16 protein-coding genes and 1 pseudogene are annotated in these 15,036 nt (G+C 37.9%); 11 read left to right on the forward strand and 6 right to left on the reverse strand.

Annotated elements, in window-relative coordinates:
- Positions 1 to 92 precede the first annotated feature (92 nt).
- Positions 93 to 566: a MerR family transcriptional regulator gene (locus tag AB3I27_RS05355; RefSeq protein WP_002293203.1), complete on the reverse strand. Its 474-nt coding sequence runs from the start codon at positions 564 to 566 to the stop codon at positions 93 to 95.
- A 137-nt stretch (positions 567 to 703) separates the two neighbouring features.
- Between AB3I27_RS05355 and AB3I27_RS05360 the strand changes: the two genes are divergently transcribed.
- From AB3I27_RS05360 to AB3I27_RS05370, 3 genes are all read left to right on the forward strand, one after another.
- The gene (locus tag AB3I27_RS05360; RefSeq protein ID WP_002293204.1) at positions 704 to 2,176 is read left to right on the forward strand and encodes an MDR family MFS transporter; all 1,473 of its coding nucleotides are present in this window, start codon (positions 704 to 706) and stop codon (positions 2,174 to 2,176) included.
- Positions 2,173 to 2,883: a DUF4811 domain-containing protein gene (locus tag AB3I27_RS05365; protein ID WP_002310747.1), complete on the forward strand. Its 711-nt coding sequence runs from the start codon at positions 2,173 to 2,175 to the stop codon at positions 2,881 to 2,883. The genes AB3I27_RS05360 and AB3I27_RS05365 overlap by 4 nt, the downstream gene beginning before the upstream one ends.
- Positions 2,884 to 3,237: 354 nt before the next feature.
- Entirely contained in the window at positions 3,238 to 3,522 is a 285-nt protein-coding gene (locus tag AB3I27_RS05370; protein ID WP_002310749.1) for a DUF1905 domain-containing protein, read from the forward strand.
- 42 nt (positions 3,523 to 3,564) lie between these two features.
- On the opposite strand, the gene AB3I27_RS05375 is transcribed toward AB3I27_RS05370, so the two are convergent.
- The 3 genes from AB3I27_RS05375 to AB3I27_RS05385 are packed head-to-tail and all read right to left on the reverse strand — an operon-like array spanning position 3,565 to position 6,092.
- The gene (locus tag AB3I27_RS05375; protein WP_002310750.1) at positions 3,565 to 3,984 is read right to left on the reverse strand and encodes a hypothetical protein; all 420 of its coding nucleotides are present in this window, start codon (positions 3,982 to 3,984) and stop codon (positions 3,565 to 3,567) included.
- A gap of 1 nt (position 3,985) precedes the next feature.
- On the reverse strand, positions 3,986 to 4,570 hold the full coding sequence (locus tag AB3I27_RS05380; RefSeq protein ID WP_002293209.1) for a UbiX family flavin prenyltransferase: 585 nt from the start codon (positions 4,568 to 4,570) through the stop codon (positions 3,986 to 3,988).
- Positions 4,571 to 4,616: 46 nt separating this feature from the next.
- Complete coding sequence (locus AB3I27_RS05385) at positions 4,617 to 6,092, reverse strand: UbiD family decarboxylase (RefSeq protein WP_047927977.1); 1,476 nt, start codon at positions 6,090 to 6,092, stop codon at positions 4,617 to 4,619.
- A 188-nt stretch (positions 6,093 to 6,280) separates the two neighbouring features.
- Between AB3I27_RS05385 and AB3I27_RS05390 the strand changes: the two genes are divergently transcribed.
- Complete coding sequence (locus AB3I27_RS05390) at positions 6,281 to 6,583, forward strand: hypothetical protein (RefSeq protein WP_002312788.1); 303 nt, start codon at positions 6,281 to 6,283, stop codon at positions 6,581 to 6,583.
- A gap of 263 nt (positions 6,584 to 6,846) precedes the next feature.
- Here AB3I27_RS05390 and AB3I27_RS05395 read toward each other — a convergent pair whose 3' ends face one another.
- Entirely contained in the window at positions 6,847 to 9,183 is a 2,337-nt protein-coding gene (locus tag AB3I27_RS05395; protein ID WP_002345400.1) for an ATP-binding cassette domain-containing protein, read from the reverse strand.
- Between the two features lie 141 nt (positions 9,184 to 9,324).
- On the opposite strand from AB3I27_RS05395, the gene AB3I27_RS05400 reads away from it, so the two are divergent.
- The 4 genes and pseudogenes from AB3I27_RS05400 to AB3I27_RS05415 all read left to right on the forward strand — a co-directional run bounded on the left by AB3I27_RS05400 (position 9,325) and on the right by AB3I27_RS05415 (position 11,928).
- The gene (locus tag AB3I27_RS05400; RefSeq protein ID WP_104760306.1) at positions 9,325 to 9,993 is read left to right on the forward strand and encodes a response regulator transcription factor; all 669 of its coding nucleotides are present in this window, start codon (positions 9,325 to 9,327) and stop codon (positions 9,991 to 9,993) included.
- 2 nt (positions 9,994 to 9,995) lie between these two features.
- Positions 9,996 to 11,039 (forward strand): annotated as a pseudogene (locus AB3I27_RS05405) (ATP-binding protein).
- A 365-nt stretch (positions 11,040 to 11,404) separates the two neighbouring features.
- Complete coding sequence (locus AB3I27_RS05410; RefSeq protein WP_002310761.1) at positions 11,405 to 11,599, forward strand: hypothetical protein; 195 nt, start codon at positions 11,405 to 11,407, stop codon at positions 11,597 to 11,599.
- Between the two features lie 35 nt (positions 11,600 to 11,634).
- Positions 11,635 to 11,928 carry a hypothetical protein gene (locus AB3I27_RS05415; RefSeq protein ID WP_002310762.1) on the forward strand — a complete coding sequence of 98 codons (294 nt, stop codon included), beginning with the start codon at positions 11,635 to 11,637 and terminating at the stop codon, positions 11,926 to 11,928.
- A 262-nt stretch (positions 11,929 to 12,190) separates the two neighbouring features.
- Here the strand turns inward: AB3I27_RS05415 and AB3I27_RS05420 are convergent, their stop codons facing one another.
- Positions 12,191 to 13,072 (reverse strand): LysR family transcriptional regulator, encoded by an 882-nt coding sequence (locus AB3I27_RS05420; RefSeq protein WP_002310764.1) that lies wholly within the window; start codon positions 13,070 to 13,072, stop codon positions 12,191 to 12,193.
- A gap of 161 nt (positions 13,073 to 13,233) precedes the next feature.
- On the opposite strand from AB3I27_RS05420, the gene AB3I27_RS05425 reads away from it, so the two are divergent.
- The 3 genes from AB3I27_RS05425 (at position 13,234) to AB3I27_RS05435 (ending at position 15,036) form a co-directional block, all read left to right on the forward strand.
- On the forward strand, positions 13,234 to 13,962 hold the full coding sequence (locus AB3I27_RS05425; protein WP_002293223.1) for a DUF554 domain-containing protein: 729 nt from the start codon (positions 13,234 to 13,236) through the stop codon (positions 13,960 to 13,962).
- Positions 13,963 to 14,117: 155 nt separating this feature from the next.
- A complete protein-coding gene (locus tag AB3I27_RS05430; protein WP_002310766.1) occupies positions 14,118 to 14,435 on the forward strand; it encodes a PadR family transcriptional regulator in 318 nt (105 codons plus the stop codon).
- Positions 14,428 to 15,036, forward strand: a complete 609-nt coding sequence (locus AB3I27_RS05435; RefSeq protein WP_047927975.1) for a DUF1700 domain-containing protein — start codon at positions 14,428 to 14,430, stop codon at positions 15,034 to 15,036. Before AB3I27_RS05430 ends, AB3I27_RS05435 begins: the two co-directional genes overlap by 8 nt.

Raw genomic sequence — 15,036 nt, forward strand, 5'->3', positions numbered from 1 at the left:
TCGGATATTCTTATGTTCAAGCAGGCTTTTTCTAAGTGTTATATGTATCATCTACTTTTTAAAAAGTCTGATGTTTAGGAGATTAGCGGAGCTTAGAGTTCTTTTAACAGCTGCTCGTAGTCAGCTTTTTCATCGACAGGAAGGAGTTTGTAAGACAATTCGTCTGTCTCGTTGTCATGAATGATGTACATCTTCGCATTCTCTTCTTTGAAGTTACCGATTTGTAAAATCGTATAGCGTTCGTCGATCAATTCGATATCTTTGATTGCTTTTGAAAAAACTTTGCGGACATGATGCATTTTCTTTTGTCGGATTTCTGCCTTTTCTGCAGCTTTAGATAAGGTAAATCCGTCATCTAAGTATTTTTTGATCAGTTCTACTTTTATAACTGTAGGCAAACGATATTTTCTAGGACAATTCGCATCAGCTTCGATCGAACGAATGAATCCCTTTTGTTCCCAATACCGTAATTGACGTGGAGACACACCGACGATATCACTTAATTCACTGATGCCAACAACCAATTGATCGTTTTCCAACAAACGTTTAAGGGAAGCCCCAACCATTTTTGTCACTCCTTTTGTCCTCTTACTTTCTTTAATTATATCTGTATTAACTAATGTGTCAAGTAGGTTGACAAATGGTGGATTTAGGACTAAAGTATTCTAGTAGTTTCAGAAAAAATTCAGAAAGAAGGAGAAATATGAGTAACAACCAACCCGTAGATATTTACGGAAAACCATATAATCGGACACTTTTAGTTGTTGTCTTATTAATTGGTACATTTTGTACCGTTTTGAATCAGACCTTATTGACGACAGCTTTTCCTACATTGATGAAAGCTTTCGATATTTCAGCGTCTGATGTGCAATGGTTAACGACTGGTTTCTTGCTAGTCAACGGGATCATGATCCCAATAACAGCATGGCTGATCAATAAATTCAGTTCAAGAAATTTATATCTTTCTGCCATGACGATCTTTTTGATCGGAACGATTACTTGTTTTACAGCACCTAATTTTAGTACATTACTAATCGGTCGCTTGATCCAAGCTTGCGGTGTGGGAGTATCGATGCCATTATTGCAAAATATCATGTTGTCTATTTTCCCACCAGAAAAAAGAGGATCAGCAATGGGGATGTCAGGAATCGTTATTGGGCTTGCTCCTGCTTTAGGCCCTACATTATCTGGTTACATCATTGATAACTACCATTGGCGTGACTTGTTTGGTATGGTACTGCCAATCGTTGTTCTTGTCTTGGTTTTAGCATTCTTCCTAATGAAAAGTGTTATTCCATTGTCAAATCCTAGCATTGATATTTTATCAGCTATTTTGTCAACGATTGGATTCGGTAGTTTGCTTTATGGATTTTCTAGTGTAGGTGATGATGGCTGGGGAAGCTTGAAAGTAATTGGTTTCTTAGTCGTTGGTGTGATTTTCATCGCCTTGTTCTCATGGCGTCAATTACATTTGGAACATCCATTCTTGGAGCTTCGTGTATTCAAATCATCTACATTTACGATTGCAGCTGTTTTAGCTGGTGTAACGAATATGGCGATGGTAGGGGCAGAAATGGTCGTGCCGTTGTATATCCAAAACATTCGCGGAGAATCAGCATTCCATTCTGGCTTGATGTTGTTGCCAGGTGCTTTGATCATGGGGGCTATGATGCCTGTTACAGGTGCGATTTTCGATAAATACGGCGCGAAACGTTTAGCCATTACAGGGATGTTCATTTTGACAGCCGCAACTGCACCATTTGCTTTCTTGACAAAAACGACTCCAGTTTTATATATCGTGATCCTTTATGCGATCCGTATGTTTGGGATCTCCATGGTCATGATGCCGGTAACGACTTCTGGTATGAATGCATTGCCAAATAACTTGATCAGTCACGGGACAGCGGTAAATAATACATTCCGTCAAATTGCAAGCTCGATCGGTACAGCTATTTTGATCAGTGTGTTGACGAATGTGACAAAAGCAAATATCCCAAGCAAATCTGTATTGGACAATACACCATTAGCTTATAAAGATCAGGCAATTAATGCCACACTGTCAGGTTACCATGCCGCGTTTATCGTAGCGATCATCTTTGGGATCCTTGGCTTTATTATTGCCTTTTTATTGAAGAAAAAAGAACCTGTTCTAACGAAAGCGGGGGATAATGCATGATTATTGGAGTTTTGATTGTCAGCTTGCTTGCTTTTGCTTTAACGAACGTGTTCGCTAAAAAAACATGGCAAACCTTTTTATCTTTGATTTTCGGACTACTCTTCGTCGCTTCACTAAGTTTGATCGTCGCTAATTTGTCCAATCACTTTGGAATGGAAAAAGTAACGGAAACGAAAACAGAAAAAATTGTTTCCAGTGCTGATTCCCAAGGAGCAGATATGCTTTTGTATAAAGCTTTAGGGAATGGAAAAGAAAAAGTGTATCTTTACCGAACGAATGAAAAACAAGAGAAACCAAAAGCAACTGGTACGGATAACGAAACAAATAAAGTAGAAAAGACAGACGGCGATGCTGAAAAAGTGACGAAAACTACTTATTGGGAATACAAAAACGATATGTATAAATTCTGGTTCAATATTGCTGATAACAATCACGAATATGACAGCCGAGTGAATACATTCAAAATCCCAGAGACATGGGTAGAATTAAGTACGGACCAAGCAGCCAAGTTAGCTGAATTAGTGAAGAAACAGCAAAGTACGATGGAAAGTGAAGCAAAAGCTTATGTGCAAGACGGTATGGTAAAAGCAATGACTGAAAATCCGCAAATGAGCAAAGCAGAACAAGAACAACGTACGAAAGCCTTAACTGCTGAATTCCAACAACAAGCATTCGCGAAATTAGTGAAAGAAGCAAAAGGCGAATAATATTTTGAACACCGTGTAGGAGGTTGTGAAAAAGCTGCTCTGCATCAAGCAATAAGAACAATCAGATAAAAATAGCACTCCATATTTTTCATCTGATTGGGCTTAGTGCCGTAGATGCAAGCTTTTGAACACCGTTTAAGGAAGAGGTCGTGAGCCTGCCGTTTCACTCTGAGTCACAAGGAGCAATTTCAAAAAACAGCTTCTCATGTTTATTGAATATATTGAATATTGTGACTTGTGACCGAGGAGTTGGTAGGAGAACACCGTTTATTCGAAAAAAGGAACTGCGACAAGACTTTTGTCGCAGTTCCTTTTTTTTTTGCTATACTAGATGTAAAAAATAGGAGAAATAAAATGAGGAAAACTTATTCTTTTGAATCAAAAATCTATGCTTCCGAAGTCGGCAAGGGTGGCGCATATATTGTTTTTCCATATGATATAAGAGAAGAATTCGGTGCTGGAAGAGTGAAAGTCCAAGCAACTTTTGACAATGTGCCGTACGAAGGCAGTATCGTGAATATGGGCGTGAAAAATTTAGATGGTTCGGTCTGCTATATCCTTGGACTACGAAAAGATATTCGTAAAAACATCGGAAAAGATATTGGTGATATCGTAGTAGTTACAGTGAAGCAAAAATAAAAACAAGAGGTTATGACAAAAGATGTGTCACAACCTCTTCTTTCATAATGGTTTTTCACCATCTGTATAATAAACTGGTTCTTTGATATGGAAATCTGTTTTTTCCAACCAATCTAAAATCTTGTAACCTAACTCTTCTGACATCGGAAAAGAAGCGTTGATTTGTGCATTGGAGATATGGTCAACATGGATACCGGAAGTGATTGTACAGCTTCCTGGAACGGCATTTTTGATGATCACAGCTATTTTTTCGGCTAAGACATCGTCTTTGTGGAAACGACCATCGTGGCTAGGGAAACGTACAGTTTGGATCTCTGTATCACGAGAAAATGTAGTGACTGTTCCGATATGTGGTGTATCTCCGCCTGTTAAAGTAATCAATAAGTCTTTACCGATTACTTTAACAGCAGCTTGGATCGTGAAACCTAGTTTTGTTACTTCAACTATCGTTTCTTTTTCCATATTAATCACCTTGCCAACGTTTTGAATGTTCATTTACAATCCCAAATTGATCCAAAAGTTTCATTGTATGGTGATCAACAAGATCTTGGATCGTTTGAGGCTGATTATAAAAAGCAGGGATCGGTGGTATGATTTGCACACCTAGTCGTGCTAATTTAGTCAAGTTTTCCAAGTGAATGGCATTTAATGGCGTTTCACGAGGGACAATGACTAACTTTCGTTGCTCCTTCATTGTTACATCAGCAGCACGTGCAATCAGGTTGTCGCCTAAACCAACAGAGATACCTGCGACTGTTTTCATACTTGCCGGTACGATGATCATTCCATCGGTCAAAAATGATCCGCTGGCGACAGCAGCCCCTAGATCTTTGTTTGAATAATGGTAATCAAACAGGCTTTCGAATTCATTTAGGGATAAATCGGATTCCAGCTTTAAGTTCTGTTTTGCCCATGGACTGATGATTCCGTGTGTTTCTACCATCGGATATTCTTTTAGTTTCTTCACTAGGTTGATGGCATAAATGGTGCCCGAAGCGCCACTTACACCAATCACGATTTTTTTCTTCCGTTGTGCCAATTGTTCCATTTTCCGCACTCCTTTTTATGATGTCAAAACAGTTGCAGATCATTCATTATTTCAAATATTTTTCCCAATCTTCTACTTCTTGGAATTTTGCACGTACAAAATGTTCTTTCATATCGAAAGGAACTGTACCGTCAAAGATAGTTTTTGCACTCATCCCACGGAAACGAATAGAGCCAGGATTATATTCTGGTAATTCTGATGGGTCCAATGGATGGTTTCTCATTCCTGGGATCACAATGACGTCTTTATCTCCTTGGAACCGAGTGTTGAAAGTCCAAACTACATCGTTCATGTCGAAAATATCAACATCTTCATCGACTAAAATGACTGTCTTCAATTCTTTGAAGGCTGATAAAGCAAGAATAGCTGCTTGGCGTTGGATACCTTCATCCGCTTCGTTTTCTTTACGGATCTGCATGATGGTCATCAATTTACCGCCACCTGCAGGAGGATTGTAGACATTTACTACTTTTCCTGGAATAGCTTTATCAACCAAGGCAAGAATACTTGCTTCTGTAGGAATACCGGCCATAGATACGTGTTCTTCACTTGGACCAATCGTTGTTTGCATGATTGGATTGTCTTTTCGATGAGTAACTGCTTTGACTTTCACTACTTGTACAGCTGGATTAGCATCCCCAGTATAGCCAGGAAATTCTGGCATTGCTTTTCCTGAGTTCGTGTTGATATCTTCTTGCATTGTTTCATTTGGCATGATTTCTGCTTCAATGATAAATTCAGCACGAGCAATACCCACTTCATCGACTGCTACACCATCAACGATTTGAATAGGTTCGTTACGCAAAGCTCCTGCACACCATAGTTCGTTGTAGCCAAGTGGAGTGGTAGGTGGTTCGAAAGTCGTACCAATGGCAATTGCTGGATCTAAACCAATATTGATAGTGATAGGCATTGGTTTATTCAATGCTTCAAATTGTTTTTGGAAGTGACCAATGTGGCGTCCACCAGGCATGATGTACATACCGATCGTATCTTTGTCTTCTAGGACCATACGATGGATCGTTACATCGCTCATTGTTTTTTCTGGATCTGATCCTAAGACTACACCCATCGTGATGTATGGACCTGCATCTTCAGGAGTATTTGTAGGTGCAGGCAAAATGTTGCGAATATCGAAGTCTGCATCGGTAGCTAGATGAACGACTTCTTGTGCTGGAGCGTCTGCTTTGTCTACTTTCACAGGTTTGATTGGATTTTCTACAGCGTCTTTCAAGAAACGGCCAAGTGTTCGATAATCATGGTGCAAAATTTCACCTACACGTTTACGACTAGCCATTGTCCCGATGTTCACACGTGTGCCGGGGAAACCTTTGATATTGTTGAAAGTGATAGCTGGTCCTTCTTGAGTCGGACGTTTTACTGTACCGCCAGCACCGATATAACGGTAAACACCAGATAATTCTGCTTCAGGATCGATTTCAATATCTGTTTCGTGATATTGACCTGGAAGTGTTTTTAGTTCTTCGATGACTTTTCTTAAATCATACGGTTGATCTGTTATGAGAAATTCCTCCTTAGTTGTCTTTACGTATCTATAGTAAAAGGTGCAAAGGAGGAAAACAATTCAACTTGTTTGATAAAATATTCCTTAATGGAATGAATACGTTTTTTGCTAATAGAATAAACTATGATATACTTACAGCAATAAGAAAGCGCATACTAAATGCTGATGGAAGGAAAGTGAAAAAAATGGAGGAGTCGTTTCCTAAAGCAGTAAAAGTAGAAAATATAGCGAATATTTTGAAAGTTACATTTGAAAACGGGGAAGTAAAATACGTGAAATCTCATTGGACAGAAGAGATAACCGATGCCTTGCAATTTGGAAAAAAAGGAAGAGGAAAAAGAAAAAATCTTCTCGCTTTGTCTACTAATATGTGGATTGGGACTGAAGTAACGATTGAAGCAGATGGAACAGTATTCATAAATGGAAAAGACAAATATACACCGCAAGAACTGTGGCTCAAAGGGGAAAACCATATTCCAGAATTATAAATAGGCAAGAGGTTGTGACAGAAGTGGTCAGCTTCAAGAAATAAGAAGGAATATACGAAAATTGCTTCTCAAATTTTTGTGACATTTCGGCTTATTTCCGAAGAAGTTACTTCAGGAACACCGTGAATCAGAGGTTGTGACCGAGGAGTTGGCAAGAGAACGCCGTTTATCGAGAGGTTATGAAAAGCTGTTTATTCGCAAAAAAGAGTGGTGACAAAATTGTTGTCACCACCCTTTGTAGTAATCGGAAAAAACGAATAGCTTTATTCTGCACGCAAAGCGATAGCAGCGTCTTTTTTCGCTGCCATTCGTGCAGGAAGATGACCGCCAAGCATCGTCAATACAGTAGAGACAATCACTAGAATGATCGCATGGACAGGATTTAGTTGCGCAACATTTTTTAGATCCGTCATGCTGTACAAGATGCTATTGATAGGGAATGTAGCTAGCCAGGCAATAAACACACCTAGTATCCCAGAAGAAATACCTAAAATACACGTTTCTGCGTCAAATACGCGAGTGATATCTTTTTTCCGTGCACCTAAAGCTTTTAGTACACCGATTTCTTTTGTCCGTTCAATCACAGATGTATAAGTAATGATACTGATCATGATCATACTTGTTACTAAAGAGATCCCTGCAAAAGCAATGAGGACATAAGTGATAGCATCCATCAATCCGCCAGTCAGTTCAGTCATCGTTCCAGCTAAATCAGTATAAATGATTTTATCTTCATCTGATTTGCCTTTATTGTAGTCATCTAAATAATCCAAGATTTTTTCTTTGTCTTCAAAATTGTTCGGATAAATCATGATACTTGAAGGCAAGCTGTCTCCACCTAAATAACTAAGCAATGTTTGTTTGGTACTTTCGTCAACTTTTTCAGTAGTTAAGACATTTACATCACTGTCTTTTTGGGCTTTGACGATTTCTGATTCTTTGTTTTCATTGACGATTTGAGTCGTTAATTGATCACTATAAGCGATTCCTGGTGATAAGAGATTCATTGTAGAAGAAGACTTCACCCGTAGGATTCCTGAAATCTTTAATTCATCTGAAGCATTCTGATACATCGCATCATAATCTGTATTAGGGATAAAATTCCCAGTTGGAAGTTTTGTATAGTAAGTATTGTTGTTTACTAATTTGAATGTTGTACCGACGATCTCATCGAAATCAAGTTTTTCGTCTTCCTTCACATCAAATCCAAGATTTTTCAATGCATTGATATTAGTATTATTGTTGCCGTCTACGATCAGCACGACATCTGTTGCTGAGGCTGGATAACTTCCGGCAAGTAAAGAATAATTATCTTTTAAAAAGTTTTCTTTACTAGTGTCAAGCTGTGTAGGGAAACTTGACACTCCCACCCCTGTCATTGCTGACATCGTGCTAGACAAGGAAAGAGATTCCGCATCAGGGTTTTGATTCGAGAAGCTGACAGGCTGTACTTTGCCATTTACATCACGTAAAAGATTGATTCCTGTTGTACGAGTAAACCCAATATTATTACTTAAATTAGGATCGATGTCTGTTACATAATCGACGTATGTTTGATCGATTTTATTCGTATGCTGTGCCTTGTCTTCTTCGCTGACTTTTGCTGTGATCGTTTTGCTGTCTGGATAATCTGCTTTGCTTGCACCCAATCCAGCATCGTCACGGGTCTGGTTAGTCGTTACCTTAGAAATAGTGATCGGAAATTTCGCCATTGTTTCAGCTTGTGTGTTATCGATTTGCTTTTGGAAACCAGAAGAAAGGGAAAGGACGATCGCGATTCCGATGATCCCGATACTGGAAGCAAAGGAAGTCAAGAAAGTACGTCCTTTTTTTGTTCGGATATTGTTGAAAGAAAGCTTCAACGCTGTCCAAAAACTCATCTTCGTTCTGCGCAGGTTAAATTGATCATCTTTTGGTCGTTCGATGTGAGGATGGGAATCTGTTAAGATTTTACCATCAGAAAATTCAATGATTCGGTCTGCATATTGATTGGCCAGCTCAGGATTATGTGTGACCATGATCACTAATTTTTCTTTCGATAACTCTTGGATCAGTTCCATGATCTGAATACTTGTTTCTGTATCTAAAGCTCCAGTTGGCTCATCACACAAAAGGATATCTGGATCATTGGCTAGCGCTCGAGCGATTGCTACCCGCTGCATTTGTCCACCAGATAGCTGATTTGGCTTTTTGTGCATATGATCTGTCAAGCCGACTCGATGCAAAGCATCTTCTGCCCGTTTTCGTTTTTCGTCTTTAGAAACACCACTTAATGTCATCCCAAGTTCAACATTTTCAATAATGCCTAAATGACCAATCAAGTTGTAACTTTGAAAAATGAACCCGATAGAGTTGTTTCGGTAGGCATCCCAGTCGTTGTCCTTGAAGTCTTTAGTAGACTTTCCGTTAATTACCATATCACCGGAATCATAATTATCTAGTCCACCAATCACATTCAGCATAGTCGTTTTACCAGAACCACTAGGACCTAAAATCGCTACGAATTCTTTTTGTCTGAAAGCAACAGACACACCATCCAATGCTTTAGTGGTGGTTTCGCCGACTTTATAATATTTTTTTATATCTTTTAATTGAAGCATAATCACCCTTCTCCCGTATTGAAATATTCGGTATACTAATAAGTATACCAGAACAATAAACGTAGTATACGAAATAAATGTTAACTGAAGATGAACTGCAAGAAAAAATCTAGAAATTTTTCAAAAAACAGAGGGAGAACAATGAATCGTATTTTAATAGTAGAAGATGATCCGCAATTACAGTTGCTTTACCGTTCTGTGTTGGAACGAGCGGGCTTTTCAGTTATCACTGCACTGAATGGAGAGGATGCGCTGAAAAAACTAGAAGCGACACGTATAGAATTGATCATTACAGATATCATGATGCTGAAAATGGATGGCTATGACTTGCTAGACTCATTACGTAGCACCAGATTTGACACACCTGTTCTAATGATTACGGCAAAGGCCGATTTTGAGGATAAGAAACGTGGGTTCAAATTAGGAGCAGATGATTATATGACAAAACCCATCGATGTCAACGAGATGATCCTACGTGTGGAAGCATTGCTTCGACGTTCAAAAATCAATTACAGCAGTAGCTTGATGATTGGACAAACAAAATTAGAGCTGGATACTTATACAGTGTTACAAGATCAGCATTCGTTGATTCTGCCTCAAAAAGAATTTCTGCTTCTGTATAAATTACTGTCTTATCCCAATAAGATCTTCACTCGCCAACAGTTGATGGATGACATTTGGGGATTAGATACGAATACAGAAGAACGAACGATCGATGTACATATCAAACGTTTAAGGACCCGTTTTGAACAGACGGAAGACTTTCAAATCATGACAGTACGGGGATTAGGCTATAAGGCGGTTATTTAAAGATGAAAAAAAAGCTATTTTCACAATTATGGATCTATTTTGCTAGTATCGTCTTCATTTCGATCTTAGTGACACTGCTGTGTTTTCTCGGTTTTATTTTCTTATTGTCTCGGCATTCTATCTCACCTGCTGAATCGGCTGGAAAACCAACGCTATACCCGTTATTCGTCTTTGCAGGGTTCAGTATGATCGTGGGTACAGGAATATCGATTTTTGTTGGGCGGCGTATTCTGCATCCAATCAGTGCACTAGGGACAAATATGAGTCTGGTAGCAACGGGAGATTTTTCGATTCGAATGGATGAGCATCAGAAAGTAGCAGAAGTACAGCAACTGTATAAAGATTTCAATGTTATGGTCCAAGAACTCAATAGTATCGAAACATTGAGGAATGATTTTGTGTCCAGTGTATCCCATGAATTCAAAACACCATTAGCAACGATCCAAGGATATGTACAATTGTTACAATCCCCAAATCTCTCTGACGAAGAACGCTAAATATTTTTATATCGGATTATCGAAAGTATCACGCAGCTTTCACAATTAACAGAGAACATCTTAAAATTGAACAAACTGGAAAACCAGCGTATCCAACTGGAAAAGAAAGAGTACCGATTAGATGAACAAATCCGAGAAGTAATCGTTTTTTTGCAGCCTAAATGGGAGAAAGAACAGCTAGAATTAGATATCGAACTTGCTGCAGTAAATTACACAGGCAATGAAGAGTTTTTGTACCAAGTGTGGTTGAATATCATGGATAACGCCATAAAGTACAATCAAGTCAATGGACAGATTCATATCAAACTATTTGAGACAGCCACAGAGATTGTACTGGAAGTGACCGATTCAGGTGTAGGAATGAATGAAGAGACCAGAGATCGAATGTTTGAAAAATTTTATCAAGGAGATACAAGCCGTCAAATTTCTGGGAATGGGCTAGGACTTTCACTGGTCAAAAAAATTCTAGAACTGCATGATGGACGTATTGATTATAGCAGTATCGAAGGAGTAGGAACGACAGCAATGATACGGTTAAGTAAACAATAGGAAAAAGAATAAAACCCCCTAAAATTCTATTGAAAGTTTTTAGGGGGGTGTTTTTTAAAAATAAAAGTTATTTTATTTGTGTTTAACCCTTTATATTATGAATATTTTTTATATGATTAGTTATTTAACGTTTATGAATCTAAAACGTTTTTTTATTATTTACTTTTATTATTTATCAAATTAAATGCTATGATTTTCTTGTGAAAAGGAAAAAGGATGGCTGTTGAAGAAGAAAAAGGAAAAGTTAATGTACTTATTTGCAATACGAATAATGAAGGCGGGTAGGAACAATTTTGTGAAGAAGCTTTTTTATAAAGAATGGAAAAAATAGGAAATAAAAATAAAAAAACAATTAGCAGTCTTCCATGAAAAAATATTTTGTAGCTGGTTTGTCGTTTATTGTCTTTAGCTCGGTGGGTTTGCAAAATATGACTGTTTTTGCTGAAAGTCAAGTTATTAAAGAAGAAGGCACAGTTAAATCTGAAGATATCTCTCAAGAAGACATTGAAAAAATTGATAACGTCACAGCTAAAGATGTGGTTGAACATGCAAAAAATTAGGTTATAACCCAGAATTAATATGGACACGTCAGGAATTGCAAGAAGCCTATCAATCAATTCAGACAAGAGCTGGTGTAAATAGACTAATTACTATGAGTAATGATTTAAAATATTTGTATATGAGCAGTTTTACAGCAAAATTGGCTCTTTCTGGAGGGGCTGCAGCAGTTGCTGCATTGTTTCCTGGGATTGGAGTTTCAATAATTGCCACAGCGGTTACCATTATTATTGCAGAAAGAATTAATCTTGACAGAGGGATTATTGTTAGACTTTCTAGAAATAAAACAACAAATTTACTTGTTCCTACAGCAGTATGGCAACAGGGATGAGGGCTCAATCCATTTTATCAAGTGTGATTTTTGTGTTTGGTCTATTTTGGGCAGGAGTAGGTGATGGAGATTTTTCTTTAGACAATTTTTTTGTATTTAGTGGCTTGTTCTTACTGTTCTTTAGGCATAAAATCGCTGCTTTCTTATTGAAATACGAGAAATGATAGATGTGTCATTGAAACAAAGACATGATGCAAAAAAGAGAGCGAAAGTCATGAGTTGCTCTCTTTTTGGATGGATAGATAGACAGAAAATGAAGGGCTTAGTGTTCTTCTTGTCTCAAATACTCCCAAAATGTATCTGAAGCCAAAGAATGTTCACCGATTTTACGCGTAAATGCGAGATAACTTTCTTTTGTTGGAGAGATGGGGAGGATCACAGTATTTTCTTTTAACAGATTTCTGACTGTTTTTTCCATAACAATAGCAATCCCCATGTCATTTGCAATCATATTGATGATCAAGTCGATCCTAGATCCTTTATAAGAGATTCTCGGTTCAAATCCAGCTTCGCGACACAAGTTCAGCACAGGTTGATACAAGTTCGTAGTAGGGCCAAGAACCAAAAAATTTTCCTTTTTCAGTTCACTTAGATCCAATTTCTTTTTAGCAGCTAAAGGATGGGTTTTAGGCAGAACTGCTACAAAATCGTCTGTTTCAGTAGGTAGCCACTCAATCGAACTTGGTGGGGCCTGGAAGCTCCTGGCAAAGTGGATCGTATCACTATGTTCATTTGTATCGTCGTAAGTCAGTTCGATACTTTCCACTTCTTTCAACTGGACCGTAAATTCAGGATGGCGTTTCAAAAATTCGGTAATTTTGGAAAAGCCTTGGTAATTGATCATGGTTGGTATCGTTAAGATATTTAATGAAAGATTGTTTTCTTGCGTATAGGTTTCAAGCACTTCTTGCATGGCATGGTATTGTTCTACGACATTTTTTACATAAGGGAGCAACAAGCTTCCAGCTTCGGTCAACTCGATTTTTCTATGGGCACGTTCGAATAATTTGACGTCTAGTTCTGTTTCTAACGAAAGAATCTGTTTAGAAATGTTTCCTTGGGTGGTGAATTGTCGTTCAGCAGTTTTGGTGAAATTCATTGTTTCGGCTAAATCAAGAAAAACTTCAAATTTATGGATATCCATCATATTCCTCCTACTTATTCCAATAAAGAATACTTTAACACAAAAAATGAATTGGTGTAACCTACTCTGTCTGGTACAATCTTTCTTGCAATGAAAGCAATGATTGCAGAAAATTTTCTGTAATAATTTTCGCTTTATAGAGAAAGAGAGGAGTTTTTTTGATGCCAACTGGAGTTTTGATCAATGTAGGTTCCGTTTTGCTTGGCGGACTAATTGGCGGATTAGTAGGAAATAAATTAAGCGAACACTTTAAAGCGCAGCTGACGATGGTTTTTGGTGTGTGTTCGATGGGGATGGGGATCTATTCCATTGCGCCAATGAAAAATATGCCAGCTGTTATTTTCGCTTTGGTGATAGGAACAGCGATTGGACTGATTGTTCATTTAGGTAATGGGATAAACAAGGGTGCTGCGTTGATGCAAGTACCTATTTCTAAAATCTTCCCTAGCGAAAAGCTTGGTATGACCCACGATGAATTTATCAGCACATTAGTGACGGTCATTGTTTTATTTTGTGCAAGTGGTACGGGGATTTATGGAAGCTTAGATTCTGGGATGACTGGAGACAGTACGATTTTGATTTCTAAATCTGTCCTTGATTTTTTCACAGCAGCAATTTTTGCATGTAATTTAGGATATGTCGTTTCTGTAGTAGCGATTCCCCAATTCATTATTTTTTATATCTTGTTCTTATTAGCAAAATTTATTTATCCATTGACTACACCAGATATGATCTTAGACTTTAAAGCTTGCGGTGGATTCTTGATGGTTGCTACCGGTTTTAGAATGATCAACGTGAAAATGTTCCCAGTAGCTGACATGATACCAGCGATGATCGTTATTATGCCACTAAGTTGGATGTGGACGAATTGGATTATGCCACTGTTATAATAATAATCAAAGAGAAGCCATTTTTTACTGACTAAAAGGGATCAAACCTTTTAGTCAGTTTTTTTGTATTTGACAAACTGATTTTGAAACTATATTATATGTTGTATAATATAGATTGGAATAAAATATTACACTTGAGAATAGAAGGTGACGTAATGCACATCCAGATTCCAACTGTTCTTCTTGATGGTACTGTGTTAGCAGCATTAAGCAAAGAAGATATGTATGGTTATGCCTTAACAAAAATCGTACAAGAAAGTCTCTCAGTCAGTGAATCTACACTGTATCCGGTTTTGAGAAGATTGAAAAAAGAAGGGTATCTTGAGACCTATGATGAACCTTTTGAAGGCAGGAACCGTCGATATTACTCGTTGACACCAATAGGAAGTCGTCATTTAGAAGAAATTATTGATGAATGGATTGTTTTTCGAGATTCTTTAGACCGGTTATTGGAGGAGAACACAAATGAATGATTATTTGAATGAAGTTGTGGATCATCTTCAAGAAATTCCTGAAGACGATCGTTTTGATTTGATCCAATATTATGAGGAATATTTTTTAGATTCCGGAAAAACATTAGATCAGGTCATTGATGAATATGGTACACCAAAGCAGTTTGCTTTAAAATTAAAAATCAGTTACTTTTCAGAAGAAGAACAAGCAGAAGATGAGTTAGTGAGAAGTCCAAAAAGACAAATACGTCTGATTTGGTTAATCATTATCGGTTTATTTGCTTCTCCTGTCCTCATTCCACTAGCATTGGGGTTTATATTGGTTATTGGGGGACTATTGATTGCTTTGCTGGCGCTCATTTTTAGTATCTATGTCCTATGTATCAGTATCTTAGGTATTGGCTTATTCATGATCATCTCAGGAATCAGTGTGTTTGGTCAATCGATTCTGAGTGGGTTGTTCTTTATCGGTGTCGGTCTGTTCGCCACGGGAAGCGCAGTATTTATTTCGCCACTGTTGCTGAAAGGAACAAAATGGCTTTTTTATGTCATGATGAAATTTGTTAAATGGATGGGGCGGCGTTTTATTACAAAAAGAGATCTGCATTCAGCGGGCGTTTGA

It is taken from the genome of Enterococcus sp. C46 (assembly GCF_040887565.1).
Classification (GTDB): domain Bacteria; phylum Bacillota; class Bacilli; order Lactobacillales; family Enterococcaceae; genus Enterococcus_B; species Enterococcus_B lactis.